At 66.3% G+C, this 22,025-nt stretch carries 21 protein-coding genes and 1 pseudogene; 9 read left to right on the top strand and 13 right to left on the bottom strand.

Translation table 11 applies throughout. From position 1 onward, the window contains the following. Window positions 1-7: 7 nt before the first annotated feature. Window positions 8-1,018 carry an RNA 3'-terminal phosphate cyclase gene (gene rtcA, locus P0Y33_RS07615; protein ID WP_279529939.1) on the bottom strand — a complete coding sequence of 337 codons (1,011 nt, stop codon included), beginning with the start codon at window positions 1,016-1,018 and terminating at the stop codon, window positions 8-10. A 145-nt stretch (window positions 1,019-1,163) separates the two neighbouring features. Between rtcA and P0Y33_RS07610 the strand changes: the two genes are divergently transcribed. Beyond that, window positions 1,164-1,724, top strand: coding sequence for a DUF1684 domain-containing protein (locus P0Y33_RS07610; RefSeq protein WP_279529938.1), 561 nt, complete (start codon window positions 1,164-1,166; stop codon window positions 1,722-1,724). Between the two features lie 136 nt (window positions 1,725-1,860). Here the strand turns inward: P0Y33_RS07610 and P0Y33_RS07605 are convergent, their stop codons facing one another. Continuing rightward, window positions 1,861-2,835, bottom strand: a complete 975-nt coding sequence (locus P0Y33_RS07605) for a transcription initiation factor IIB (protein ID WP_279529937.1) — start codon at window positions 2,833-2,835, stop codon at window positions 1,861-1,863. Window positions 2,836-3,095: 260 nt separating this feature from the next. Between P0Y33_RS07605 and P0Y33_RS07600 the strand changes: the two are divergent. From P0Y33_RS07600 to nucS, 3 genes and pseudogenes are all read left to right on the top strand, one after another. Continuing rightward, window positions 3,096-4,115, top strand: a pseudogene (locus tag P0Y33_RS07600) (IS630 family transposase). Between the two features lie 117 nt (window positions 4,116-4,232). Next, window positions 4,233-4,826, top strand: a complete 594-nt coding sequence (locus P0Y33_RS07595; protein ID WP_279529936.1) for a response regulator — start codon at window positions 4,233-4,235, stop codon at window positions 4,824-4,826. Between the two features lie 36 nt (window positions 4,827-4,862). Next, window positions 4,863-5,573, top strand: a complete 711-nt coding sequence (nucS, locus tag P0Y33_RS07590) for an endonuclease NucS (RefSeq protein WP_279529935.1) — start codon at window positions 4,863-4,865, stop codon at window positions 5,571-5,573. Here the strand turns inward: nucS and P0Y33_RS07585 are convergent. Together P0Y33_RS07585 and sugE are read right to left on the bottom strand one after the other, a co-directional pair. Beyond that, window positions 5,570-6,001: a DUF7112 family protein gene (locus P0Y33_RS07585; RefSeq protein WP_279529934.1), complete on the bottom strand. Its 432-nt coding sequence runs from the start codon at window positions 5,999-6,001 to the stop codon at window positions 5,570-5,572. The two genes, nucS and P0Y33_RS07585, sit on opposite strands and share 4 nt — an antisense overlap. An 87-nt stretch (window positions 6,002-6,088) precedes the next feature. Then, a complete protein-coding gene (gene sugE, locus P0Y33_RS07580) occupies window positions 6,089-6,415 on the bottom strand; it encodes a quaternary ammonium compound efflux SMR transporter SugE (protein WP_279529933.1) in 327 nt (108 codons plus the stop codon). Between the two features lie 94 nt (window positions 6,416-6,509). Here sugE and P0Y33_RS07575 point away from each other — a divergent pair, with 94 nt between their 5' ends. Both P0Y33_RS07575 and P0Y33_RS07570 read left to right on the top strand, forming a co-directional pair. Continuing rightward, complete coding sequence (locus tag P0Y33_RS07575) at window positions 6,510-7,160, top strand: DUF1028 domain-containing protein (protein WP_279529932.1); 651 nt, start codon at window positions 6,510-6,512, stop codon at window positions 7,158-7,160. A gap of 6 nt (window positions 7,161-7,166) precedes the next feature. Further along, window positions 7,167-8,366: an MFS transporter gene (locus tag P0Y33_RS07570; RefSeq protein ID WP_279529931.1), complete on the top strand. Its 1,200-nt coding sequence runs from the start codon at window positions 7,167-7,169 to the stop codon at window positions 8,364-8,366. A 69-nt stretch (window positions 8,367-8,435) separates the two neighbouring features. Here P0Y33_RS07570 and P0Y33_RS07565 read toward each other — a convergent pair whose 3' ends face one another. From P0Y33_RS07565 to P0Y33_RS07540, 6 genes are all read right to left on the bottom strand, one after another. Further along, complete coding sequence (locus P0Y33_RS07565; protein WP_279529930.1) at window positions 8,436-9,188, bottom strand: creatininase family protein; 753 nt, start codon at window positions 9,186-9,188, stop codon at window positions 8,436-8,438. A 69-nt stretch (window positions 9,189-9,257) separates the two neighbouring features. Then, the gene (locus P0Y33_RS07560) at window positions 9,258-10,571 is read right to left on the bottom strand and encodes an ABC transporter ATP-binding protein (protein WP_279529929.1); all 1,314 of its coding nucleotides are present in this window, start codon (window positions 10,569-10,571) and stop codon (window positions 9,258-9,260) included. Next, complete coding sequence (locus P0Y33_RS07555) at window positions 10,568-11,791, bottom strand: oligopeptide/dipeptide ABC transporter ATP-binding protein (RefSeq protein ID WP_279529928.1); 1,224 nt, start codon at window positions 11,789-11,791, stop codon at window positions 10,568-10,570. The genes P0Y33_RS07560 and P0Y33_RS07555 overlap by 4 nt, the downstream gene beginning before the upstream one ends. Further along, window positions 11,788-12,846 (bottom strand): ABC transporter permease, encoded by a 1,059-nt coding sequence (locus P0Y33_RS07550; RefSeq protein ID WP_279529927.1) that lies wholly within the window; start codon window positions 12,844-12,846, stop codon window positions 11,788-11,790. Before P0Y33_RS07550 ends, P0Y33_RS07555 begins: the two co-directional genes overlap by 4 nt. A 2-nt stretch (window positions 12,847-12,848) precedes the next feature. Continuing rightward, window positions 12,849-13,802 carry an ABC transporter permease gene (locus P0Y33_RS07545; RefSeq protein WP_279529926.1) on the bottom strand — a complete coding sequence of 318 codons (954 nt, stop codon included), beginning with the start codon at window positions 13,800-13,802 and terminating at the stop codon, window positions 12,849-12,851. 51 nt (window positions 13,803-13,853) lie between these two features. Next, window positions 13,854-15,506 carry an ABC transporter substrate-binding protein gene (locus P0Y33_RS07540; RefSeq protein WP_279529925.1) on the bottom strand — a complete coding sequence of 551 codons (1,653 nt, stop codon included), beginning with the start codon at window positions 15,504-15,506 and terminating at the stop codon, window positions 13,854-13,856. A 146-nt stretch (window positions 15,507-15,652) separates the two neighbouring features. On the opposite strand from P0Y33_RS07540, the gene P0Y33_RS07535 reads away from it, so the two are divergent. The 3 genes from P0Y33_RS07535 (at window position 15,653) to P0Y33_RS07525 (ending at window position 18,028) form a co-directional block, all read left to right on the top strand. Continuing rightward, window positions 15,653-16,348, top strand: a complete 696-nt coding sequence (locus tag P0Y33_RS07535) for a helix-turn-helix domain-containing protein (protein WP_279529924.1) — start codon at window positions 15,653-15,655, stop codon at window positions 16,346-16,348. 141 nt (window positions 16,349-16,489) lie between these two features. After that, a complete protein-coding gene (locus tag P0Y33_RS07530; protein WP_279529923.1) occupies window positions 16,490-17,743 on the top strand; it encodes an OFA family MFS transporter in 1,254 nt (417 codons plus the stop codon). Between the two features lie 150 nt (window positions 17,744-17,893). Then, window positions 17,894-18,028, top strand: a complete 135-nt coding sequence (locus tag P0Y33_RS07525) for a DUF7503 family protein (RefSeq protein WP_279529922.1) — start codon at window positions 17,894-17,896, stop codon at window positions 18,026-18,028. A gap of 101 nt (window positions 18,029-18,129) precedes the next feature. On the opposite strand, the gene P0Y33_RS07520 is transcribed toward P0Y33_RS07525, so the two are convergent. The 3 genes from P0Y33_RS07520 to ribH all read right to left on the bottom strand — a co-directional run bounded on the left by P0Y33_RS07520 (window position 18,130) and on the right by ribH (window position 21,983). Next, complete coding sequence (locus P0Y33_RS07520) at window positions 18,130-20,238, bottom strand: CHAT domain-containing protein (protein ID WP_279529921.1); 2,109 nt, start codon at window positions 20,236-20,238, stop codon at window positions 18,130-18,132. Between the two features lie 192 nt (window positions 20,239-20,430). Continuing rightward, on the bottom strand, window positions 20,431-21,579 hold the full coding sequence (locus P0Y33_RS07515; protein WP_279529920.1) for a pyridoxal phosphate-dependent aminotransferase: 1,149 nt from the start codon (window positions 21,577-21,579) through the stop codon (window positions 20,431-20,433). After that, window positions 21,576-21,983 (bottom strand): 6,7-dimethyl-8-ribityllumazine synthase, encoded by a 408-nt coding sequence (gene ribH / locus P0Y33_RS07510; protein ID WP_279529919.1) that lies wholly within the window; start codon window positions 21,981-21,983, stop codon window positions 21,576-21,578. Before ribH ends, P0Y33_RS07515 begins: the two co-directional genes overlap by 4 nt. Between the last annotated feature and the right edge of the window lie 42 nt (window positions 21,984-22,025).

Genomic DNA, 22,025 nt, shown 5'->3' with positions numbered 1-22,025 from the left:
TCTCGGCTCACTCCGTCCGCGAGAGCAGGACGTGGTCGGCACGTTCCTCGACCGCGACCGGGTAGCCGAAGGCGTCGAGGACGTCGAGACAGGTGTCGACGTGGTCGGTGGCCTCGGGAACGGCGACCTCTCCACCCGCGACGGCGAGGAATGGGAGGAGTTGGTCGCCGAGGTTCGCGTCGACGGCCGCCCCACTACGGCGGAAGTCGCGGAAGTCCTGGACGACCGAGTCGGCGACCGACTCCGAGGGAGTGCCACGCTCCCCGAGTCGAGCGAAGCCGGCCCGGGAGTGCTCGTACTCGGCGACGACGACGAGCACCGACCCGGCGGAGGGGGCGCCGACGTAGTCGGCGTTCGCCTCGATTTCGACGTCGAGGTCGAGTGCGTTCTCGACGTGCGCGGCCTGCCTGTGGGCGACCTCGGCGGCGCGGAGTTCCGTCGTGGCGACCGAATAAACCGCCAGTCGCTTTATCGAATCGCGCGAAGACAGGTCGAGCGCGGTCGCGTCGCTCGGGTCGAGTGTGAGCGTCGCGGCACCGCCGCCGTCGGGGTAGAACCCACGCTTATCGACGTCGACCGTGGCGTCGACGCCGTACTCGCGGAGCAGTGGGAGTTTCGCGTGTCGCTGGTAGTCGATCGGCGGTGCGTGTGGGACGTCGGTCCCCGCCTCCTCGACGGCGACGGTGAGCGTGTCGTCGAGGGCGTAGGCCACCGGGAGCAGTGCGTCGAAGACGAGCGTGAGGTTCCCGGCGGTACCGACCGTGACCTCGACGTCGCCGGCGTTCACGGGACCTGGCTCGAAGCGGACCGTCTCGGAACCGACCTCGTCGCCCTCGACGTCGGCGTCGCAGACCGCGGCGACGGCCCGCGTGGCCGCGACGTGCTGGTGGCGTAACCCCGCGTTGCTCCGGGCGCCGCGGACGTTCTCCATCTCGAAGGCCTCCCCCGTCAGCGCCGAGAGTCCGAGCGCCGTCCGGACGAGTTGGCCACCCCCGCCGCTTCCGTCGAGTTCGATCATCGTCGGTCCCCCGTCTCACCGAGTCGGCTTCTAGTTCTCTCCCCAATCATGGGCGTAATTTGTGGAGAGACCCCGAAGAACGTTCTGGCAGGACCGGTCTCCGGTATCCGACACGTGTACCTGTCCGGCGAACGAACTGCACCCCATGTCCGAGTCCGACTTCGACGAAGAGGCGTGGCGCGAACGCGTTACGGAGTTCCGCCGCGAGAAAGACGAGTTCTTCACCGACCACCCGCAGTCCCCGATCCCGCCCGAGAAACGCGACGCGTTCGAGGGGCTGAACTACTACGATCTCGACCCCGACTACCGCGTCACGGCCCGCCTACAGTGGGTCCAGCACTCGAAGACGGTCTCGCTGGAGATGACGAAGGGGAACGCCGCCGAGTACGAACGCGTCGCGACGCTCGGGTTCGGTCTCGATGGCGAACACCACGTCTTCGACGCCTTCCGTGCGGAGGGGATGGAGAGTCTCTTCGTGCCCTTCGCCGACGCTACGAACGGCGACACCACCTACGACATCGGTCGCTACCTCGAACTCGACGTCACCGAGGAAGAGGCCGACACCGGCGACGAGGTCGTCCTCGACTTCAACGTCGCCTACGCCCCGTTCTGTGCGTACTCGGAGACCTACGCGTGTCCGCTCCCGCCCGAACAGAACCACCTCGACGTACGTGTGGAGGCCGGCGAGAAGCGTCTGGAGTTGTGAGGAGCGCGTCGGCTACGCGGTGTGAGGACCGGAGAACAGAACAGTTCGGCGTCGGTTTCGTCTTCGTCTCTTCGGGAAGCGACACCCGGGCGCGTCGCCCGAGTCCAGCGACCAGCGAGTCGTCGGTTCGCCCCGATTACGTCATCACGTCGGTCGCTTCCAGGAGCTCCTGGTAGCGGTTGCGGATGGTGACCTCGGAGACGTCCGTGACGTCGCTGACCTCGCTCTGGGTGACCTTCTGGTTGGTCAGCAGGGAGGCCGCGTAGATGGCCGCGGCGGCGAGTCCGACCGGCGACTTCCCGCTGGTGACGCCCTTCTCCTGGGCGTCGGAGAGCAGTTGGCGAGCGCGGCGTTCGACCTCGTCGTTGAGGTCGAGTTCGGAGCAGAACCGCGGGACGTAGCTCGCGGGGTCCGCCGGCGCGACTTCGAGGCTGAGTTCGCGGACGATGTAGCGGTAGGTCCGCTTGAACTCCATCTCGCCGATCCGGCTGACCGTCGCGACCTCGTCGATCGAGCGCGGGGTCTTCATCTGCCGGGCAGAGGCGTAGATGGCGGCCGTCGCGACGCCCTCGATGGAGCGGCCGGGCAGGAGGTCCTCGTCGAGCGCGCGGCGGTAGATGACGGAGGCCGTCTCGCGGACTTCCTTGGGCAGGCCGAGTGCCGACGACATCCGCTCGATCTCGCCGAGTGCCTGCTTCAGGTTGCGCTCCTTGGAGTCACGGGTGCGGAATCGCTCGTTCCACGTGCGGAGGCGCTGCATCTTCTGGCGCTGGCGACTCGACAGGGAGTTGCCGTAGGCGTCCTTGTCCTGCCAGCCGATGTTCGTCGACAGCCCCTTGTCGTGCATCATGTTCGTCGTCGGGGCCCCGACGCGGCTCTTCTCGTCTTTCTCCTTGGAGTCGAACGCACGCCACTCCGGCCCGTGGTCGATGCTGTCCTCCTCGGCGACGAGCCCACAGCTCGCACAAACGGTCTCGCCGTGTTCCTCGTCGGTGACGAGGTCGCCGCCACACTCGTTGCAGACGTGTTCGCCGGTCTTCTCCGTCTCTTCTTGTCGGGATTCGGTGCGCTGGCGGTCGCTGGCGTACGTGCGGATACTGGTGTCGCTCATGGTGATGGGGTGAGGGGTGGGAGGGAGAAGGTATAAACGTCACCTCCCGCGCTTCCTAACTATGGATTAGAGCGAAAGTAACTTAAATCTTTCGCCACCCGGTTGTCAACCCACCACACGATAGAGTCGCTATTAGCGCCTGTACCGGCGTAAAACGCCGACTTTAGCTACACCAAAAACAACCCGTAGCGACGTCGGGTGAGGGAAATACTTTATACTGTCAGCCAAAAATACTTCAAAGAAGAGTACGTTACTCCGATATGACCTCTCTCGACAACGTCTCTACCGAAGACCTCCGCCAGGTCTTGGCGGAGGTCGAGGGAAAAAAGCCGTCACAACGGCTCATGGCGGCGATCAATTACCTTGAAGAAGACGGTGCGACGCTACAAGAGGTCGCTGAACGCTATGGATACACTGCTGGCTGGCTCTCGCGGTGGCTTGATCGACTCGAACGGCTCGCCGACGAGCCGTTCGAGGAGGTCGTCTACGACGAACACCGTTCAGGAAGGCCCTCAAAACTCTCCGACAAAGAGCATGAACAGTTCGTTGAAGCGCTTCACAAGTCTCCAGAGGAAGTTGGACTTGACGCGCCTGCGTGGTCTGTTCCACAGCTCGTCACTATCTCGCCGAGGAATTCGACGTTGAGTACTGTGAGCGTCACGTTCGACGATTGATGACCGAGGCCGGGCTGTCCTGGAAGACAGCCCGGCCGGAGTTTCACAAATCCGATGAGAGAGCACAGGAAGCATGGCAAGACGGGTTCAAAAAAAGCGCGACAACCTGGACGACGAATACACGATCTTAGCCATTGATCAGACGCGACAGGTTCTCTCGACACTGATTCACGCATGGTTTCCAAGGGTGAGCGCCCGTCACTCCCGGTGACGGGCGCGTGGGACAGCATCAAACTTCTCGGTGCAGTCAGCGATACTGATGAGACGTTCTTTCTCCCCTGCGAGGAAAACTTCAACAGCGACACGACGATTCGTCTTCTGGATGCACTCCAGACAGAGTTCGGCGAGAAAATCTGCGTTGTCCTCGATAACGCCTCGTATTTCACGGCGAACAGAGTCCAAGAGTTCGTTGAAGATACTCCGATCGAACTGTGTTACCTTCCGCGGGGTTCACCAGAGCTGAACCCCGCGGAAGAGTGCTGGCGACAACTCGATCAATCACTCGGCAACCGCCTATTCGAAACGCTTGACGAACTTCGTGATGCTGCTCTCTGTGCACTGGACGATATCAACGTACCAGATGTCTTTACGTACTTATGTCCGTGAGTATTAGTACTAGTTGTCTACCGACTCGCCGGGGAGCGAGGTGGCGTCGCGTCCCGGTCGCCGTGGGACCGAACCGTTATTGAGAGAGGGTCCACAACTTTGTACGCACGTATCGAGATGACGAAGGAACGGGAGACCACGCAGCGAGAGGAGACAACGATCCTCGCCGTCGACGACCTGCCCGAGTACCTGGAGCTCTACGAGGCTCGACTCGGCGACCGGTACGACGTCGAGACTGCCGAGGGTGGCGAGGAGGCCCTCGACAAGCTCGACGACGAGGTCGACGTCGTTCTCCTCGACCGGAGTATGCCGGGACTGTCCGGTGACGAGGCCCTGGCGCGCATCCGCGACTCCGACTACGACTGTCGCGTCGCGATGGTCACCGCGGTCGAACCGGACGTCGACGTCATCGACCTCGGGTTCGACGCCTACCTCACCAAACCGGTCTCGAAGGAGACGCTCGTCGACACCGTCGAGCGCCTCCTCCAGCGCTCCCAGTACGACGAGGAAGTGGCCGACCTCTACAGACTCTGTACGAAACGCGCCGTCGTCCGCCAGCGCGTGAGCGAGTCGGACGTCTCCGAGAGCGAGGAGTTCCGCGAACTCCAGTCGAAGATTCGCGAACGCCGCGACGTCGTCGACGACCTCGTCGCAGACTTCGACCACGACGACTTCCGTGCGACCTTCCGCGACCTCCCGTCGACGGAGTGAGGTGCCCTTTTCCCCTCCCGTCCCCGACTTTCGTCTATGAGTAGAGCCGAGACGTACGCCGAACCGCTAGCGCCTCGCGCCCGCGAGGTCGTCGCGGCCGGGCTGGACGCCGAGGCCGTCGTCACGCTGTTCGGCCGCTGTGAAGTCGACTACGAGGGGCGTGCCTCGTCCTACCTCGGTCCCGGCGACCGACTGGTCGTCCTCAAACCCGACGGGACGTTGCTCGTCCACAAGCGCGAACAGCGCACGCCGGTCAACTGGCAACCACCGGGTTGTGACCACCACGCCGAACTCGTCGACGGCCAACTCCAGGTCGTCAGCGACCGCTCGAACCCCGACGAACACGTCGAGATTCTCTTCGAGGAGATCCACGCACTCGTCCGCTACGACGCCGAGGACGTCGAAGAACTCGAACTCACCGGCACCGAAGAGGACCTCCGCCAGCGCATCCTCGACGACCCGTCGCTCGTCGAGGCGGGCTTCGAGGCCGAAGAGACGGAGTACCAGACGGACGCGGGCGCGGCCGACATCGTCGGGACCGACGCCGAGGGGCACACCGTCGTCGTCGAGTTGAAGCGCCGACGGGTCGGGCCGAAGGCCGTCGGACAACTGAAACGATACGTCGACGCCGTCCGCCGAACCGAGGACGAGGCGGCCCGCGGCATCCTCGTCGCGCCCTCCGTCACCGACACCGCTCACGAACTCCTCGACGAGGAGGGCCTGGAGTTCGTCAGTCTCGAACCCTAGCGGTCGAGGTTCTTCGCGATGTCTGCGAGGGTGTCCTTCGGCTTTCCCGTCGCCGCGTAGGTCGACTCCTCGCCGGGTGCGCGGAGACCGTACTTGAACCCGGACTCGACGACGTCCACGTGGACCGACCGACCAACGTCGAGTCCTTTCTCGTCGACCCACTCGCGCAGTCTGTTCTCTCCGCCCGAGGGGTCGCGTGCGAGGTCCGGTGTGTCGTAGGCGCCGCGGATCACCGGGCGCCCGGCCGAGTCGCTGCGGACCTGTGCCCGGTACTCGCTGCCGTCGAGGACGAGGCGGACGACCTCGCCGTCGGGGAACTCGTCGGCCGCGTCCGCGGGGAGTACCACTTGCGGGCGCCGCGTCCCGCCGGCGCGTTCGAGCGTCGCGTCGTAGGTCGTACAGGTCTCGTGAGTCACGCGGTCGGCCATACGCGTCAGTGACGACACCGACCGGGAAAAGCCCGTGGGACGCCTCGATCGGCGATTCTGTATCGTAGTATGGAGTTTACGGCGCGGTCAGTGGCCGCTCACCACGTGCAGTCCGACGATGCCGACGACCACCACGCCGAGGAAGAAGGCGCGGGCGGGGGTCGCCGGTTCGTCGAAGAGGACGATTCCGAGGATCGCCGTGCCGACCGCGCCGATACCGGTCCAGACGGCGTAGGCCGTCCCGACCGGGAGGTTCTCGACGGCCTTCGCGAGGAGGAGCATGCTGATGGCGAGGGCGACGACGGTGGCGGCCGTCGGGACGGGTTTCGAGAAGCCCTCGGAGTACTCGAGGCCCACGGCCCACGCGACCTCGAACAGTCCGGCGACGACGAGCACGTACCAGGACCACGACATCGACTCGGCGTAGACACCGGACGGGAGTGTGCCTTCCGTTTCGCTCGTCCCGAAGCGTGGTCATTTATGCTCGTGTGCGCCCCAGACGAGACACATGACGTTCTCTATCTGTGTTCGCGAAGAGACCGAGGACGGGACTGTCTTCGGCGCCGGCGTCGCGACCGGTGCGCCCGCGGTCGGCGCGCTCTGTCCGTACGTGAGCGCGGACGGCGTCGTCTGCACGCAGAGTTTCGTCAACGTCCGTATCGGCCGTCGGGGTGTCGAACTCCTCTCCGACTTGGCGGTCGACGACGCCGTCGCGGGCCTGCTCGCACAGGACGACCACGCCGAACTCCGGCAGGCCCACGGACTCGACGACCGAGGTAGCCACGTCGTCTACTCCGGCGAGGGGTGCGACGGGTGGTTCGGCCACCGCGTCGCCGACGACGGCGACGCGACCGCGGCGGGCAACATGCTCGCGAACGGCGAGACCCTCGACGCGATGCTCGACGCCCGCACCGAGCCGGCCGAGGACACGGTCGAACGACTCCTGAACTGCCTCGCCGCGGGGCAGGCGGCGGGCGGCGACGGGCGTGGGGAGCGCTCGGCCGCCGTGAACGTCTGGGCGCCGCAGACCACCGCGTACCACGACCTCCGCGTCGACGAACACGAGGACCCCATCACGGAACTCCGTGGCGTCTACGAGCGGACGAAGGAGGCCAGCAGCGACTTCTCCGAGGAGTCGAAGTCACGCATCTTCGACTGACACGGGATGTCCGCGAACCGCGAGCGGGTGGCACTGGCCCTCGTCGTGTTCGCCGTCCTCCTCGCGCAGGTCCTCCTGTACCCGGGCATCGACGTGCTCGTCGCCGCGCTGGGGGCGGACACCCGCCTCGACGCGAGTATGTGGTTCCTCGCGACCGAGTTCGCCGCGTTCGTCCTCTTCGCCCCCGTGTGGGGCGCCCTCAGCGACGCGACCGGCGAACGCGCCCCGTTCGTCCTCGTCGGCGCACTCGGCGGGGCCGCCGGCTACGCCCTCCTCGCGGTGGTGCCGACCGTCGCGTCGGTTCCCTTCTGGGCAGTGCTCGTCCTCCGGTTCTGTCAGGGCGCGACGACCATCGCGGCCTTCTCGTTGGCGATGACGATGCTCATGGACCTCGGCGGGGGCCACGGCCGCAACATGGGTGCCGCGGGCATCGCCATCGGTCTCGGGACGGCACTCGGCGCTCCGCTGGGCGGCCGACTGTACGAAGTCGGTGCCTTCGTCCCGCTGTACGCCGCCAGCGTCCTGCTCTTCGGCGTCGCCTTCCTCTGTCTCGTCGTCACCGACCGTGCGGGCCGTGCCGAACGGGGTGGCCGGCGCGACGTGGCGGCCGCCGTCGCCAGTCTCCGCCGACGGCCCGAGTTGGGCGTCCCGTACGCCTTTGGCTTCATCGACCGACTGACCGCGGGGTTCTTCGCGCTCGTCGGCACGCTCTACTTCCGGGACGTCTTCGGCCTCGACCCGGGCGCGACCGGCCTCACGCTCGCGCTCTTCTTCGCCCCGTTCGCGTTGCTCCAGTACCCCTTCGGACGCCTCTCCGACCGCGTGGGCCGGACGCTCCCCATCGTCGTCGGGTCCACGCTCTACGGCGTCGCCGTCCTCGGCGTCGGTCTCGCACCGACCGTCGGACTCGCGCAGGCGGGGATGGTCCTCGTCGGCGTCGTCGGCGCGTTCATGGCCCCGGCGACGATGGCGCTGGTCACGGACCTCGCGGCCCCCGACGAACGCGGCGTCGCGATGGCCGGTTTCAACGTCGCCGGGAGCGTCGGCTTCCTCGCCGGCATCGTGGTCGGCGGGACCGTCGCCGACCACTACGGCTACCTCGCGGCGTTCGCCGTGGTCGGCGGACTCGAAATCCTACTCGCGGCGGTCGCGCTCCCGCCGCTCCGTCGGATGGAGACGGACCGGACGGCGACGTTCGACGACTGAGAGAAGAGTTCGACGGATAGAGTCAGTTGAACAGTTGTGCAACTGTTCAACTGTATTGGTCGGGTCGTCTCAGGCGGCTTCGAGGCGCTCGGTTTCCTGTTGAATCTCGTCGGCGAGGTACGCCGCACAGCGCTCGATGAGTTCCTCGCCCTGTTCGGGGTCGGCCTGCTCGGGGTCACCGAGCACGCCGTTGTCGGTGAGTGCGTCGAGACCGTCCGCGACGTCCGCCTCGGCCTCGTCGATGTCGCCGACGAACCCGGTCGTCCCCGCGGTGTCGTGGACGAGGTCGGGGTCGGTCTCCATGACGAAGGCAGTCTCGGCGGCGCCCGCGTGGGCACCCGCCTCCTCAGGGCTGACACCGAACTCCGCCATCGCGCCGGTGCGGGCCGCCATCATCCCCTCGCGGTCGCCCGCGACGAAGACGTTCGCGTCGAGGTCGGCGTCGAGTTCGGGCGCCAACGCCTCGATGCTGGCGGTGTTCCCGCCGTGGCTCGTGAAGAGCGCGATGTGCTCGAAGCCGTGGGCGACGAGGCTCTCACAGTAGTCGCGCACGACACTCCGGAACGTCTCCTCCGCGAGGCTGATGGTCCCCGGGAACGCCATGTGGTGGTCGGAGCGACCGGGCCGGACCGTCGGCGCGACGAAGCAGTCGAGTCGGTCGGCGATTCGCCGGCCGAGTTCTCGTGCGCGGATGGTGTCCACCGCGAGTGGGAGGTGCGGTCCGTGCTGTTCGATGCTTGCCGTCGGAACGACGACGAGACGGGTCTCGTCGAGGGCGTCCTCGACGGCCGGCCACGTCATCTCTTCGAGTACGTACGCCATGTGGTGTGCTACGGGTGTCTGTGTGTCGTGTGGATGGAGTCGGTAGGCTGACGGTTCGGTGGCGCGTCCTCAGTCGCCGTCTCCGATGCGGTGACAGGACGCGACGTGCTGTTCGCCGACGCGCGTGTCGTCGGGGACCTCGCGCTCGCAGGGCGAGGGGAACGCCTCCCGGACGACGCGCTCTGCGAGGTCGTGGTTCTCCGATGCGATGGCGTCGGCCGCCTCGCGGACGGCGTCGGCCGCCTCGCCGGGGAGCGAGTCGGGGTCGGCCTCCAGCATCGTCTCGACGACGTAGTCGGCGACGGCCGCCTCGTCGGTGGCGCGTCCTTCCGAGTCGAGACGCGTCCGGATGGCCTCGACGTCGAGGTCCTCGGAGAGAATCCGGTTGCGGAAGGAGAACGCGGCGCGGAAGGCCGACTGGTCGGCCGACGAGTCCTCCGGCGGGATGACCTTCGGACACCGGGTGTGGAAGCGACACCCCGACGGCGGGTCCGCCGGCGAGGGCACCGTCCCTTCGAGGACGATGCGGTCGGTCCGGTGTTCCGGGTCGATTCGCGGGACCGCCGAGAGGAGACTCTCGGTGTACGGGTGACTCGGTTCGGCGAACAGGGTGTCGACCGGCGCGGTCTCGACGAGTTCGCCGAGGTACATGACCGCGACGCGGTCGGCGACCTGCCGCACAACGCTCAGGTCGTGGCTGATGAACAGCAGGGCGAGGTCGTACTCCTCCTGGAGGTCCTCGAGGAGTTGGAGGATCTGTGCCTGGACGGAGACGTCGAGGGCACTCACCGGTTCGTCGGCGACGATGAGGTCCGGTTCGACCGCGAGCGCGCGGGCGATGCCGACGCGCTGCTGTTGGCCGCCGGAGAACTGCCGCGGGTAGCGGTCGTAGTGGCCCGGTTTCAGGCCGACGCGCTCCAGCAGTTCCTTCGCGCGTTCACGGCGGTCTGCCTTCGAGTCGCCGATGCCGTGGACCTCCATCGGCGCGGTCAGGATCTCGCCGACGGTCTTGCGCGGGTTCAGCGACGCGAGCGGGTCCTGGAACACCATCTGCGCCCGGCGGCGATACTGCTTCAGGTCCTTGCCCGAGAGGTCGGAGATCTCGTCGCCGGCGAAGCGGACGGTGCCGCCGGTGGGCGTATCGAGGTTGAGGACCGTCCGCCCCAGGGTGCTCTTCCCACAACCGGACTCACCGACGACGGCGAGCGTCTCGCCACGGTCGAGCGAGAAGTCGACGCCGTCGACGGCGCGGATCTTCCCGCCTTCGCCGACGAGTTTGTCGAGGAAGCCGTCGGCGCGGTCGAAGTGTTTCTGGAGCCCCTCGACTGCGAGGAGGGGACCGTCGGACGATTCGGTCTCGGGGGTAGATGCTGCGCGACTCATAGACGTTCCTCCTCGGGACCGCGCCGCAGACACGCCGCCTGGTGTTCGACGCCCGCTTCACCGACGTCTCGGAAGTCGGGGTCGACCTCGAAGCACTCCCGTTTGGCCTCCGGACAGCGCGGTGCGAAGTGACAAGCGTAGGGGATGTCGACGAGGTCCGGGACGTTGCCCGGGATGGCCTCGACCTCCGCGTCGGGATCGTCGAGGCGGGGCGTGCTGGCGATGAGTCCCTGGGTGTAGGGGTGTTGGGGGTTCGTGAACAGTTCGTCCGCGTCCGCGCGTTCGACGACCTCGCCGGCGTACATCACGTTGACCCGGTCGCAGGTCTCGGCGACGACGGCGAGGTCGTGGGTGATCATCAGGATGGCCGTGTCGAACTCGTCTTTGAGACCCTCGAGTTCCTCCAGGATCTGGGCCTGGATGGTCACGTCGAGTGCGGTGGTCGGTTCGTCGGCGACGAGCAGGTCGGGTTCACAGGAGAGCGCCATCGCGATCATCGCGCGCTGGCGCATCCCTCCGGAGAACTCGTGTGGATAGTCGGCCGCGCGGGCCTCGGGTTCGGGAATCTCGACGGCTTCGAGCATCTCGATGGCCCGTCGCCACGCCGCGGAGTTCTTCGCGGACCCGAGGATCTTGCGTTTCACCTCGGCGGGGAGCGAGACGGACTCGCCGACGTCCTGGTGGAGTCGAACCGTCTCGGCGATCTGCTCGCCGACCGAGATGGTCGGGTTCATCGAGTTCATCGGGTCCTGGAACACCATCGCGACGTCGCCGCCACGGATGGTCGCCATCGCCGACTCGGGGGCGCGGGTGAGGTCTACGTACCCCGCGGCGATCTCGCTGTCCGGCCCGTCGCCCACCCACTCCTCGACGAAGACGAAGTCCTCGGGCGTGAGGACCTCCTCGTCGAGTTCGGGTGCGGCCGCCCCGTCGAACTCGGGGTGGTCGGTGAGGTCGACGACGTGGTCCGGGAAGGCGTCGGCGAGCGTCCGGACCGTGTCGAGACTCCGGAAGCGGACGTCACCCTCGACGATTTCGCCCGGTTCTTCGAGGATGCCCACGATGCTCTCGGAGAGCACGGACTTCCCGGAACCTGATTCGCCGACTAGCCCGACGATCTCGCCGGGTTCGATGTCCAGGTCGACGCCGTCGACGGCGCGAACGGTGCCTCGGTCGGTCGGGAACTGCGTGTGGAGGTTGTCGACTTCGAGTAACTTCATCGGTCTTCCACCTCGCTCTCGCTGACGTCGAAGATGTCGCGGAGACCGTCACCCAGCATGTTGAACGCGAGGACGGTGATCATGATGGCGATACCCGGTTCGACCGAGATCCACCACGCGCGGCTGATGAACTGCCGCCCGTCGGCGAGCAACAGCCCCCACGTCGGGGTCGTGGGCTTGACGCCCAACCCGAGGAAGGAGAGACCCGCCTCCGCGAGGATGGCGAGGGGGATCATCAGGGTCGCCTGCACGATGAGGGGCGCGATGGCGTTCGGCAGGATCTCCTTGAACATGATGCGCTTGTTGGACATCCCGACCGCGCGGGCGGCGGTGACGAACTCCTCTTCGCGCAAGGAGAGGACTTCCCCACGCACGAGGCGGGCGAAGTCGTCGATGTAGGCGATACCGATGGCCAACACGACGTTCTCCACCCCCAACCCACCGAGGAAGGCGATGATGGCCACGCCGAGGATGATCTCGGGGAAGGCCCACTGGAAGTCGATGTAGCGCATCAACACGCTGTCGACCCACCCGCCGTAGAAGCCGGCGACGAGACCGATGGTGGTCCCCGCCGTGAAGGCGACGAGCACCGTCGAGAGCGCGACGGCCAGCGAGATTCGCGCACCGAAGATGATGCGCGAGAGGATGTCGTGGCCGAAGGAGTCGGTCCCGAGCGGGTGCCAGATGGCCTCGACCTTCGGGTCCGAGTCGACGTTCACGTGCGAGTAGCTGTTCGGTTCCTTCATGAAGCCGTACGTGGCCTCCGGCGGGTGCGGGGCGATGTACGGCGCGAATATCGCCATCAGGATGAACCCGAGGACGACGATAGCGCCGAACAGCGCCATCTTGTCCTCGAGGAGACCGTAGACGAGTCGCTGCCCGAGCGTGTGGTGTTCTTCTTCGGCCTCTTTCTGGCGGTACTCGGCGGGGACGGAGACCGACTGCGACTCCTCTTCGAACTGGGGAACCTCGGCCGGACCGGGTTCCTCGGGCGTGTTCGGTCCGACGCCGGGACCGACACTCGATTCGTTCTGTGTGTTCTCTTCGTTGGACATGGTCACTTCTCACCTCCGTAGCGGATGCGGGGGTCGAGGAACGTGTAGACGATGTCCACCACGAGGTTCGTGAAGACCATCACGCCGGCGACGAGGAGGATGGTTACCTGGACGACGGGGTAGTCGCGGTCCAGGATGGAGTTGATGAGGACACGGCCGAGTCCCTTGATCCCGAAGACGATTTCGACGGTGACGCTCCCCACGATGATGAGCGCGAGCTGGATGCCCGCGACGGTCACGACGGGGATGAGCGCGTTCTGCAGTGCGTGTTTGAACAACCGGACGCGGCCCTGGACGCCCTTCGCGCGGGCGGTCCGCATGTACGGCTCGTCGAGGACTTCCAGGAGCGAAGAGCGGGTCATCCGCATCACGACCGCGGTGTAGGGGAGTCCGGTGGCGATGCCGGGGAGGATGACGCTCTTCAGCCACGGGACGAACCCCTCGCTGAGCGGCGTGTAGCCGAAGACCGGGAGCAGGTTGAACCAGACGCCGAAGACGAGCGCGAGCAGGATACCCACGAAGAAGGCAGGCATCGAGATACCGAGGAACGCCGCGACGGTCGAGACGTAGTCGATCGGCTCGTTCTTCCGCGTCGCGCTGATGATGCCGGTCGGGATGGCGACCGTGAGCCCGATAACGATACCGACGAGGGCGATGGAGAGCGTCTTTGGCGCCGCCTGGGCGATCACTTCGCCGACTTGCTGGTTGCTGGCGATACTCCGTCCGAAGTCGCCGACGAGGAGGTCGGTCATCCAGTCGACGTACTGCACCCACAGGGGTTGGTCGAGTCCGAGTTCGTGTCGGAGTTGCCGGACCGCCGCCGGGGTGGCCTCCTGGCCGAGCATGGTGCGGACCGGGCCGCCGGGGATGAACCGCAGGCCGAAGAAGACCGTCGTGGCGACGAGCCACATGATGAAGGCGGCGTGGAGGAGACGTTTCGCGATGTACTGTTTCATTCGTTCGAAGAGAGTCTGAGAGAGTGAAGTTGTTGGAGGTCGGTTCTATCGTTACTCGTCGAGCCAGACAGTGTGGAAGTTCCGCATGTACGGGACGTGCTCGAACCCGCGCACCCGCTTGCGTGCGGCGGCGAGGTCGTCGCGGTGCGAGAGGTAGACGTGCGGGACGTCCGCGATGAGGCGGTCCTCGAGTTTCTGGAGAACCTTCGCACGCTGGTCACGGTCGAGTGCCCGCCGCTGTTCGGCGAGGAGTTGGTGGACCGTGTCATCCTCGTAGCTCGTCCAGTTCCACGAGCCGTCCTTGCGGTAGAAGTTCCACAGCGACTGGTCCGGGTCGGGGTCACCGACGGACCCGGAGATGGTGACGTCGTAGTCGAGCGCCTGGTAGCGCGACCAGTACGTCGAGGCGGTGACTTGCTCGATGCTGACGTCGAAGCCGGCGGCGTTGAGCTGCTGGCGCATCGCCTTCGCGGCGCGCAGACTGCTCGACGTCGTGAGGATGTCGAAGCTCGCACCGTAGGCGCCCGTGTCCTTCAGGATCTGCTTGCCCTCTTCCGGTGCGTAGGCCTGGTCGTCGGGTTTGTCCTCGCGCCACGCCCAGCGGGTCGCCTTGTTGATCGGACCCTGGGCGGCGAGCGCGTTGCCGAAGTACGCCGACTGGACGAACTTCTCGCTGGAGACGACCTTCGCGATGCCGCGGCGAACTTCCTTGTCGCCGAACGGCTCGCGGGTCTGGTTCATCGCCAGGCCGTACCAGTTGACGCCCGGCGCTCTGAGCTTCTCGACCTCGCTGGCCTGCTCGACCTGCGAGACGTTCTGGAGCGGGACGAGGTTCGTGAAGTCGACGTCGCCGCCGCGGATGGCGCTGACGAGCGTCGCCGGTTCGGGGATGGGGTTGATGTCGATGCCGTCGAGGTACGGGAGCTGACGGTCTTCGGAGTCGGTGTCGAAGTAGTCCTCGTAGGCGTCGAGCTTGATGCCCGAACCGACGTCGTGTTCGACGACCTCGAACGGTCCCGTCCCGACGGGCGTGATGGAGTACTGCTCGCGACCCATCTCCTCGATGGCCTCCTTGCAGACGATAGTCGCGGCGCGGCCGGGACCACGCGTCAGGTAGACGAGCGCGGGAGCCATCGCCTTCTCGAAGTTGAGTTCGACCGTGTAGTCGTCCTTGACGACGACGCCGCCCTGGTCGACCGGCTCGAGCGTCGAGAGCTTACCCGCGGCAGGGGTCTTGTTCTCGATGGTCCGGTTGATGGTGTACTTGACGTCGTCGGCGGTGAACTCCGTCCCGTTGTGGAACGTCACGCCCTCGCGGAGGTCGAACGTGAACTTCTTGCCGCCGTCCGAGATGGTCCAGTCCTTCGCGAGGTCGCCCTCGATGGTGAGGTCCGTCGTGAGCGTGACGAGTCCGTTGAAGATGTTCGCGGCGACTTGGAAGTACTGGCCGACGCTGATGTACGGCGGGTCGAGCGTGTCGATGCTGCCCGTGAACCAGCCGGCCTGCAGGCGGCCGCCCATCTTCGGGCCGCTCTGCGTCGTCCCGGACGTCGTTCCGCCGTCGCCGCCGCTGTCGCCGCCACCGCCGCCCGAACAGCCGGCGAGACCGCCCATCCCTGCCGCACCGAGGAGCGAGATGGTCGTCCGGCGGTCGACGACGGGTCCGCTCATCGCTTCGAGTGATTCCTTGTCCAAGTCTGGCATGAGTTGACTACGCATGTATTTGCCAGTCGTGTGCTTCCATTTGTTGCCGGATATATCCGGGTGGCGCCGCGAGAGGCGCTCGTCGTCGCAATAATTGCCGACTCGACCGAACGGCGTATATTCTCCGAGACCCTTCCCCACACCCGATGCGCGAAGTGACGCTTCGGGTCCGTCACCACGGCGAACCCGAGAGCGACGTCAGCGCCACGCACCCGAACGTGACGATACGCTCGGTGTCCTCGCTAACCGGGACGGCGGCCGAGCGGAAACGAATCGTCGAGCTACGCGGCCCGGCAGAGGAGATCGCCTCGTTCCTCGAGGCGTTCGAGGACGCCGACCCGGTGCTCGCCGTCGAACCGTTCTCGCCGCTCGACAACGACCGCGTGTTCGTCGGCGTGACCTTCGATAGCTACAAGTGGGACAGTATCGCCCAGCGGTTGGCCGACCACGGGGTCCACTACCGCGTCGGGACGACGATCCGTGGTGGGTGGGAACACTGGACGCTCTACCTCGGCGACGACGACAGCCTCCCGGACATCGTCGCGTCGCTGGAGCAGGCGGGCAACGACACCGAACTCGTCCGCGACGTCTCGCTCGACGAGGTCGAGAGCCACGAGCACCTGACCTTCTCTCGGATCCTGGACCAACTCACCGAGCGACAACGCGAGGTGCTCGCGACGGCGATCGGGTGTGGCTACTACGAGTCGAACGCGGACGTCGCCATCGCCGACGTCGCCGACAACCTCGACATCGCCCCGACGACGACGTGGGAACACCTCGTCCGCGCCGAGGAAAAGGTCATGACAGAGGTCGGTGACCACCTCTCCTCACGCGGGGTGTAGGATGGCGTCCCCCACGGTGTGAGGTAGGTCACCACGTTGTGGATTGTCCCTCGTGGGTATAGCTGACACACCGGATATATTCAGGAACATCCTTTTTCACCGGAGTATCGACTGTCGTACTATGCGTGAGGTCGTCTCTGAATGAGTAACGAACCGGACCACGCCGAACGGGCGAGAGAGGTCCTCGGGTTCTCGCGGTGGTGGCTCGTCGCCGCCGCCGCCGGGATGATGGCCGTCGTCGGTCCCTACCAGTACGTCTGGTCGGTCATCCGCGAACCCGTCGCCCGTCAACTCGGCATCGAACAGGCGGTACTCAGCACCGTCTTCACCCTCTTCGTCATCTTCCAGGCCGGGTCACAGTTCCCGGTCGGGTGGTGGCGCGACCGCCACGGACCCCGGGGGATCAGCCTCCTCGCGGCCGTCCTCGCCGGTGGTGGCTACCTGGGTGTCGCCTACGCGAGCACCGTCTGGCAGGTGTACCTCTTCTACTCGCTGGGTGCCGTCGGCGTCGGTATCGTCTACACGGTGGCGGTGAACACGGCGCTGAAGTGGTTCCCCGACCGTCGGGGCCTCACCTCCGGCGTCGGCACGATGGCGTTCGCCGGCGGGAGCGCGGCACTCGTCCCCTACATCCGGTGGCGACTCGGTCCCGAGGCCTCCCAGTACGCGTACGTCGAAGTGCTCCGGAACATCGGGCTGCTCATCACCGTCGTCATCCTCGTCGGCGCGTTCGTCATCCGTGACCCGCCCAGCGGGTGGCTCGAGACCGAGGAGGGCGTCGACCTCTCGTTCACCGGTCCGCAGTTCACCTGGCGCGAGATGCTCCGTACGTGGCAGTTCTGGCTGATGTACGCCATGTTCGTCGCCGTCTCCGGTGCGGGGCTCATGGTCACCGAGAAGATCGTCTCCTACGCCGACCACCTCGGGACGGCCGCTATCGTCGCGACGCTCGCGGCGACGGTGCTCCCGCTCGCCAGCGCCGCGGGCCGGCTGATCGTCGGCGACCTCTCGGACCGGTTCGACCTGACCAACGTGATGGCGACGTCGTTCGTCCTCTGTGGAGTCGGTGTCCTCGGAATCGTCTACTTCGGAATCCACGGCGCGGGCGCGGCGCTCGTCGGTGCGGTCGTTCTCGGGACCTTCTTTTGGGCGCCCCAGTACACGCTCTTCCCGAGTGCGGTCGGTCAGTACTACGGCGAGGAACACTCGTCGGCCAACTACGCGCTGCTCTACTCCGGGAAGATGTGGGGCGGCGTCTTCGGTGGGACCCTCACGGGGTTCTTCGTCGGGTCGATGGGGTGGAACCAGACGTTCCTCCTCGGTGGGGTGCTCGCCATCCTCGCTGGCGTCGCCGCGCTCTTCCTCCGCTCCCCGTCGGCCGCGCCGGCCGAGTAGTTCGACCGGTCACCTCCGGGTGGCCACTCGACTTATCCCCCCGTGGCCGTTACCGTCAAATAGCAGTATTCTAAGAATAAATTACGGTCCGTTCGGTCAAATCCAAATACAATACATATTTTATATATCCGCCCTTTCGTTAGAATGCGCATGTCCGATACCAGCATCCAGTCGCACCTGACCGAGAACCCCCGTGCGGTCGGTGTGCTGTTCACCGTCGCGGTCCTGCTCTCGCAGGCCGGGAACGTCGCCGGTGCGGCTGCGACGACGATCAGCGGTCCCTGAGCTCGGCACTCCACGGGACCGAGGCACGGCAGAAACGGCAACGGCGAATCGACTCCCCCAACCTATCTTTCTCGCGTCGGAATCCGACACGGAGCGTCGCCTCAGAGGATCAGTTCGGGAAGCTCGTGGCTCCAGTAGAGGTCGTCTTCCGTCTTGACCGGGACGTCCTCCAGTTGGAGGAGGTCGACGAGTTCGCCCTCGCTCAAGACGAAGGAGTCGACCTGTCCCGAGTTGAGGTAGTAGCGGTTCTCGACGAACGGGAAGAGGATACTCCCCATCCCCGCGTCGCTCGTCGGGTAGGCGTGGATCGTGAGGCGGTAGTCGTCGTCCACGTCGTCGACTTCCTCGACCTCGTAGACGATGGGCGTCCGCGACTCGCTCTGGGTGAGCGCGAACGTCCCGTCGCCGACGACGACGTAGCGATTCGACATGATGCTCTCGTCGGAGGCGACGTCGAGGGCGGCGTTCAGCGTGAACCCGCGGTTGAGGAGGTGGGCGATGGTCTTGCCGATGGCCTCCGCCCCGCGGTTGACGACGTCGCGGACCGTCGCGACGCCGGAGATGGAGCCTTTCTCCAGTAGTTCCATCCCCTGCCCGTAGGACTGGCAGGCGTTCAGGAAGAACGCGTCGACGCCGACGTGGTCCAGGTCGGCCACGTCGAGGAGTCCGTCGGGGCACTTGAACCCCTCACCGTCGATGTGGCCGATGAAGTGGAAGAAGTCGGTCGGTTCGGCGAGCACCTCGCGGAGTTCGTCGGTCGTGAGGTGCCGGTGGACGTTCACGTCGAACGGAAGGTCGGAGCGCTGGCCGTAGGCGTCGTTGACGACGTCGCCCTCGGCGTCCATCTCCTCGTCGTTGCAGACGACGGTGATGTCGATGTCGCCGTCGGAGTGGTCGCGGTCGAGTCCGTTGCGGAAGGCGACCGTCGTCGGCTTGCTCGCGCCCAGCGGGGCGCCCTCGCCGACCCACGACTGCTCGACGGAGTCGACCTGTTCGGGGCGGACGGTGTGTGGTGTGTCGTCTCGGAGTCCGGCGCTCCGGGTCCCGTCGCCGCCACGCATGAAGTCGCGGACCGCCGCGGTCTGCAGGTCGTTGTCGCCGAGTTCGCGGGTCGTCGGCGAGCGGACGACCGCGAGGTCGTTGACGACGAACGGGAGGACCTCGACGCTGTTCGGGTCCGGCGAGACGTGCGTCGTCTGCTTCCAGTCGGGGACGTACGGTTCGACCGTCTCGTAGTCGACGTCGAGGTACGCCTCTAGCTGGGTCGCGAGGTCGGCGTCGTACAGCGTGTCGAAGTCGAGGTCGACGAGCGACTCGAGCGCCTCGCGTTCGTGGAGGTCGACCTGGTAGAGTCCCTCGGTCCGGGTGACGCAGTCGAGGACGAACACCTGCTTGAGGACGCGTTCGACCTCGGCCTCGAACCCGCGGTGGGTGTCGAGGCGGTGTTCGAACTCGCCGTCGCCGACGACGAGTTTCGGCGCGGGTGCCGGTTCCATCGTGGCGCCGAGGTAGTACGCCAGCGGTGCGCCGACGTAGATCGAGCGGTACTCCGCCGGCAGTTCGAGGCGGATTCCGTTGTCGGGTTTGGTGACCGAGTCGGGGATCGACACTTCGTCACCGAGTTCGACGAGTGGTGGGTGTCCCCGGAGCGTCGGGTACGAGCGCTCCGGACTCGTGGTCTTGAGCGCCGACCCGAGGTGGGAGACCGCCTCCATCATGTCGACGGGGTCCGTCGTCGTCGTGATGGTCCCGGCGGGGTTCTCGTGGCGCGATCGGGCACCGACGAGGATCTCTCCCGCGTCTTCGAGTTCGACACTGATCTCGCTCACCGACGTCGAGACGGTGAGCGGTCCACTCGCCCGAACGTACAGTTTGACGGCGGCCGCCAGCTCGATGCTGTACGTCCCGGTGTCGACGCTCACCTCGGCCGGTGGCGTCGCTTCGGAGACGGTCTCGCCGTCCGCGGTTCGGACGAAGACGGCGGGGCCGTTCGGGAGCGTCAACTTCGAGGTCTCGACGGACACTGCCGCGTCGACGGGGAAGAGAAAGCGGTCCGAGTCGGCGACGGTCGGGACGACGTCGCCGTCCGCCCACAGCGTACACTGGTGGCGTTCGACGGCGTCGAATACCGTCAGACCCTCGCTCGTGGCGTCGATGGAGAGGGGCCCACTCCACTTCCCCTCTGTGTCCCCACGCCTGCGCGAACTCATCTACATTATAGAACATCCCGACTGAATAAAAAGATGCTGGCCGTCGTCACCTGTCCACCTGGACAGAAACTGGGAACCGGTGGACAGTGTCCGGCTACTGTGCACATTCTGGCCACTGCCACCTGAACGTTGTGGGCGTTCGTCGCGGAACGACCCCCGTGATCGGGCGCGAGTGGGCCGAATCGTGTCGGGTTAGAGATACCCGGCGTCGACGAGGCGGTCGACGGCTTCGCGGAGGCGCGACTCGTTGGCCGCGTAGGAGATGCGGGCGTAGCCCGGCGCGCCGAAGGCGCTCCCGGGGACGGTGGCGACGTGGGCCTCTTCGAGGGCCTCCGTACACCACGTCTGGTCGTCCTCGTCGACGGGCACCATCATGTAGAAGGCGCCGTCGGCCTCGGGGACGTCGACGCCGTGCTCGTCGAAGAGGTCGACGAGGAGCTGGCGGCGCTCGTCGAAGGCCTCGACCATCTCGTTCACCGCGGTCTCGGTGTTCTGCAGGGCTTCGACGCCCGCGTGCTGGACGAAGTTCACCGCACAGGAGACGGAGTGGGAGTGGACCTTCCCGGCCTGCGAGACGACCTCCTCGGGAGCGGCGAGGTAGCCGAGGCGCCACCCGGTCATCGAGTAGGCCTTCGAGAAGCCGTTGATGGTGACGGTCCGCTCGTACATCCCCTCGAGGCTGGCGAGCGAGACGTGCTCCTTCCCGTAGTTGATGTGCTGGTAGATTTCGTCGGAGATGACCTGGACGTCGTTGTCGACGGCGAGGTCACGGACGCCCTCCATCGCGGCCTCGGAGTAGACCGCGCCGGTGGGGTTGTTCGGGGAGTTGACGACGAGGAGGTCCGTCTCCTCGGAGACGACTTCGCCGAGTTCGTCGAGGGCGGGTTCGAGTTGGAAGTCGTGGGGAGAGAGGTCGACGCGCTTCAGGTCGGCGCCGGCGACCTTCGCCATCGCCTCGTAGGAGACCCACGCCGGGTCGAGGAGGACGACCTCGTCGCCCTCGTCGACGAGCGTCTGGAACGTCTCGAAGAGCGCCTGCTTCGCGCCGGGCGTGACGACGACGTTGTCCGCCTCGTAGTCGAGACCGTCGCCCTGGAGTTTGGCGGCGATCTCCTCGCGGAGTTGCGGGATGCCGTTCGACGGCGCGTAGCCGGTGTGGCCCGCGTCCATGGCGTCCTTCCCGGCCTGGACGATGTTCTCGGGCGTGGGGAAGTCGGGTTCGCCCACGGAGAGGTCCACGACGTCGACGCCGTCGGCCTCCAACTCGGAGGCGAGGTTGCTGACGGCGAGGGTCGCGCTCGGTTCGACTCGTTCGACGCGGTCTGCGAATTCGAAGCTCATTGTTCCAGTTCCTGGTAGAGGTCGAGGGCGCTCTCGACGGCTTCCGCACCCTTGTCGGTGCGTTCACGCGCTTCGGCGCCGGACATCCCCGGACCGATGACCCCGAGCGCGACGGGCGTGTCGCGCTCCAGGCTCACTTCCGAGAGTTTGTCGGCCGCCGTCTGGGCGATGACCTGGTCGTGGTCCGTGTCGCCGGTGACGATGGCACCGAGGACGGCGACGGCGTCTACGTCGTCGCGACGCGCTAGCCGGTCGGCGGCCAGCGGCGTGTCGTACGCGCCCGGGACGCGGAGCGTCTCGACGACGTCCGCCCCCGCGGCGTCCGCCGCACGACGGGCCGACTCCTCCATCTGTTCGGTGACGCTCGCGTTGAAGCGAGCGACCACCAGTCCGAGGGAGACCATACTGGTGGGGTCACTTCGCGGCGTCAAAGGCCTACCGTTCTC

It is taken from the genome of Halospeciosus flavus (genome assembly GCF_029814175.1).
Lineage (GTDB): Archaea > Halobacteriota > Halobacteria > Halobacteriales > Halobacteriaceae > Halospeciosus > Halospeciosus flavus.
The sequence above is the reverse complement of the archived record's forward strand: the minus strand, read 5'-3'. Positions and strand labels throughout refer to the sequence as shown.

Bases quoted from the DNA above. Each gene is read 5' to 3' on its own strand.
- rtcA (WP_279529939.1), bottom strand. From the start codon at position 1,018: ATGATCGAACTCGACGGAAGCGGCGGGGGTGGCCAACTCGTCCGGACG.
- P0Y33_RS07610 (WP_279529938.1), top strand. From the start codon at position 1,164: ATGTCCGAGTCCGACTTCGACGAAGAGGCGTGGCGCGAACGCGTTACG.
- P0Y33_RS07605 (WP_279529937.1), bottom strand. From the start codon at position 2,835: ATGAGCGACACCAGTATCCGCACGTACGCCAGCGACCGCCAGCGCACC.
- P0Y33_RS07595 (WP_279529936.1), top strand. From the start codon at position 4,233: ATGACGAAGGAACGGGAGACCACGCAGCGAGAGGAGACAACGATCCTC.
- nucS (WP_279529935.1), top strand. From the start codon at position 4,863: ATGAGTAGAGCCGAGACGTACGCCGAACCGCTAGCGCCTCGCGCCCGC.
- P0Y33_RS07585 (WP_279529934.1), bottom strand. From the start codon at position 6,001: ATGGCCGACCGCGTGACTCACGAGACCTGTACGACCTACGACGCGACG.
- sugE (WP_279529933.1), bottom strand. From the start codon at position 6,415: ATGTCGTGGTCCTGGTACGTGCTCGTCGTCGCCGGACTGTTCGAGGTC.
- P0Y33_RS07575 (WP_279529932.1), top strand. From the start codon at position 6,510: ATGACGTTCTCTATCTGTGTTCGCGAAGAGACCGAGGACGGGACTGTC.
- P0Y33_RS07570 (WP_279529931.1), top strand. From the start codon at position 7,167: ATGTCCGCGAACCGCGAGCGGGTGGCACTGGCCCTCGTCGTGTTCGCC.
- P0Y33_RS07565 (WP_279529930.1), bottom strand. From the start codon at position 9,188: ATGGCGTACGTACTCGAAGAGATGACGTGGCCGGCCGTCGAGGACGCC.
- P0Y33_RS07560 (WP_279529929.1), bottom strand. From the start codon at position 10,571: ATGAGTCGCGCAGCATCTACCCCCGAGACCGAATCGTCCGACGGTCCC.
- P0Y33_RS07555 (WP_279529928.1), bottom strand. From the start codon at position 11,791: ATGAAGTTACTCGAAGTCGACAACCTCCACACGCAGTTCCCGACCGAC.
- P0Y33_RS07550 (WP_279529927.1), bottom strand. From the start codon at position 12,846: ATGTCCAACGAAGAGAACACACAGAACGAATCGAGTGTCGGTCCCGGC.
- P0Y33_RS07545 (WP_279529926.1), bottom strand. From the start codon at position 13,802: ATGAAACAGTACATCGCGAAACGTCTCCTCCACGCCGCCTTCATCATG.
- P0Y33_RS07540 (WP_279529925.1), bottom strand. From the start codon at position 15,506: ATGCCAGACTTGGACAAGGAATCACTCGAAGCGATGAGCGGACCCGTC.
- P0Y33_RS07535 (WP_279529924.1), top strand. From the start codon at position 15,653: ATGCGCGAAGTGACGCTTCGGGTCCGTCACCACGGCGAACCCGAGAGC.
- P0Y33_RS07530 (WP_279529923.1), top strand. From the start codon at position 16,490: ATGAGTAACGAACCGGACCACGCCGAACGGGCGAGAGAGGTCCTCGGG.
- P0Y33_RS07525 (WP_279529922.1), top strand. From the start codon at position 17,894: ATGTCCGATACCAGCATCCAGTCGCACCTGACCGAGAACCCCCGTGCG.
- P0Y33_RS07520 (WP_279529921.1), bottom strand. From the start codon at position 20,238: ATGAGTTCGCGCAGGCGTGGGGACACAGAGGGGAAGTGGAGTGGGCCC.
- P0Y33_RS07515 (WP_279529920.1), bottom strand. From the start codon at position 21,579: ATGAGCTTCGAATTCGCAGACCGCGTCGAACGAGTCGAACCGAGCGCG.
- ribH (WP_279529919.1), bottom strand. From the start codon at position 21,983: ATGGTCTCCCTCGGACTGGTGGTCGCTCGCTTCAACGCGAGCGTCACC.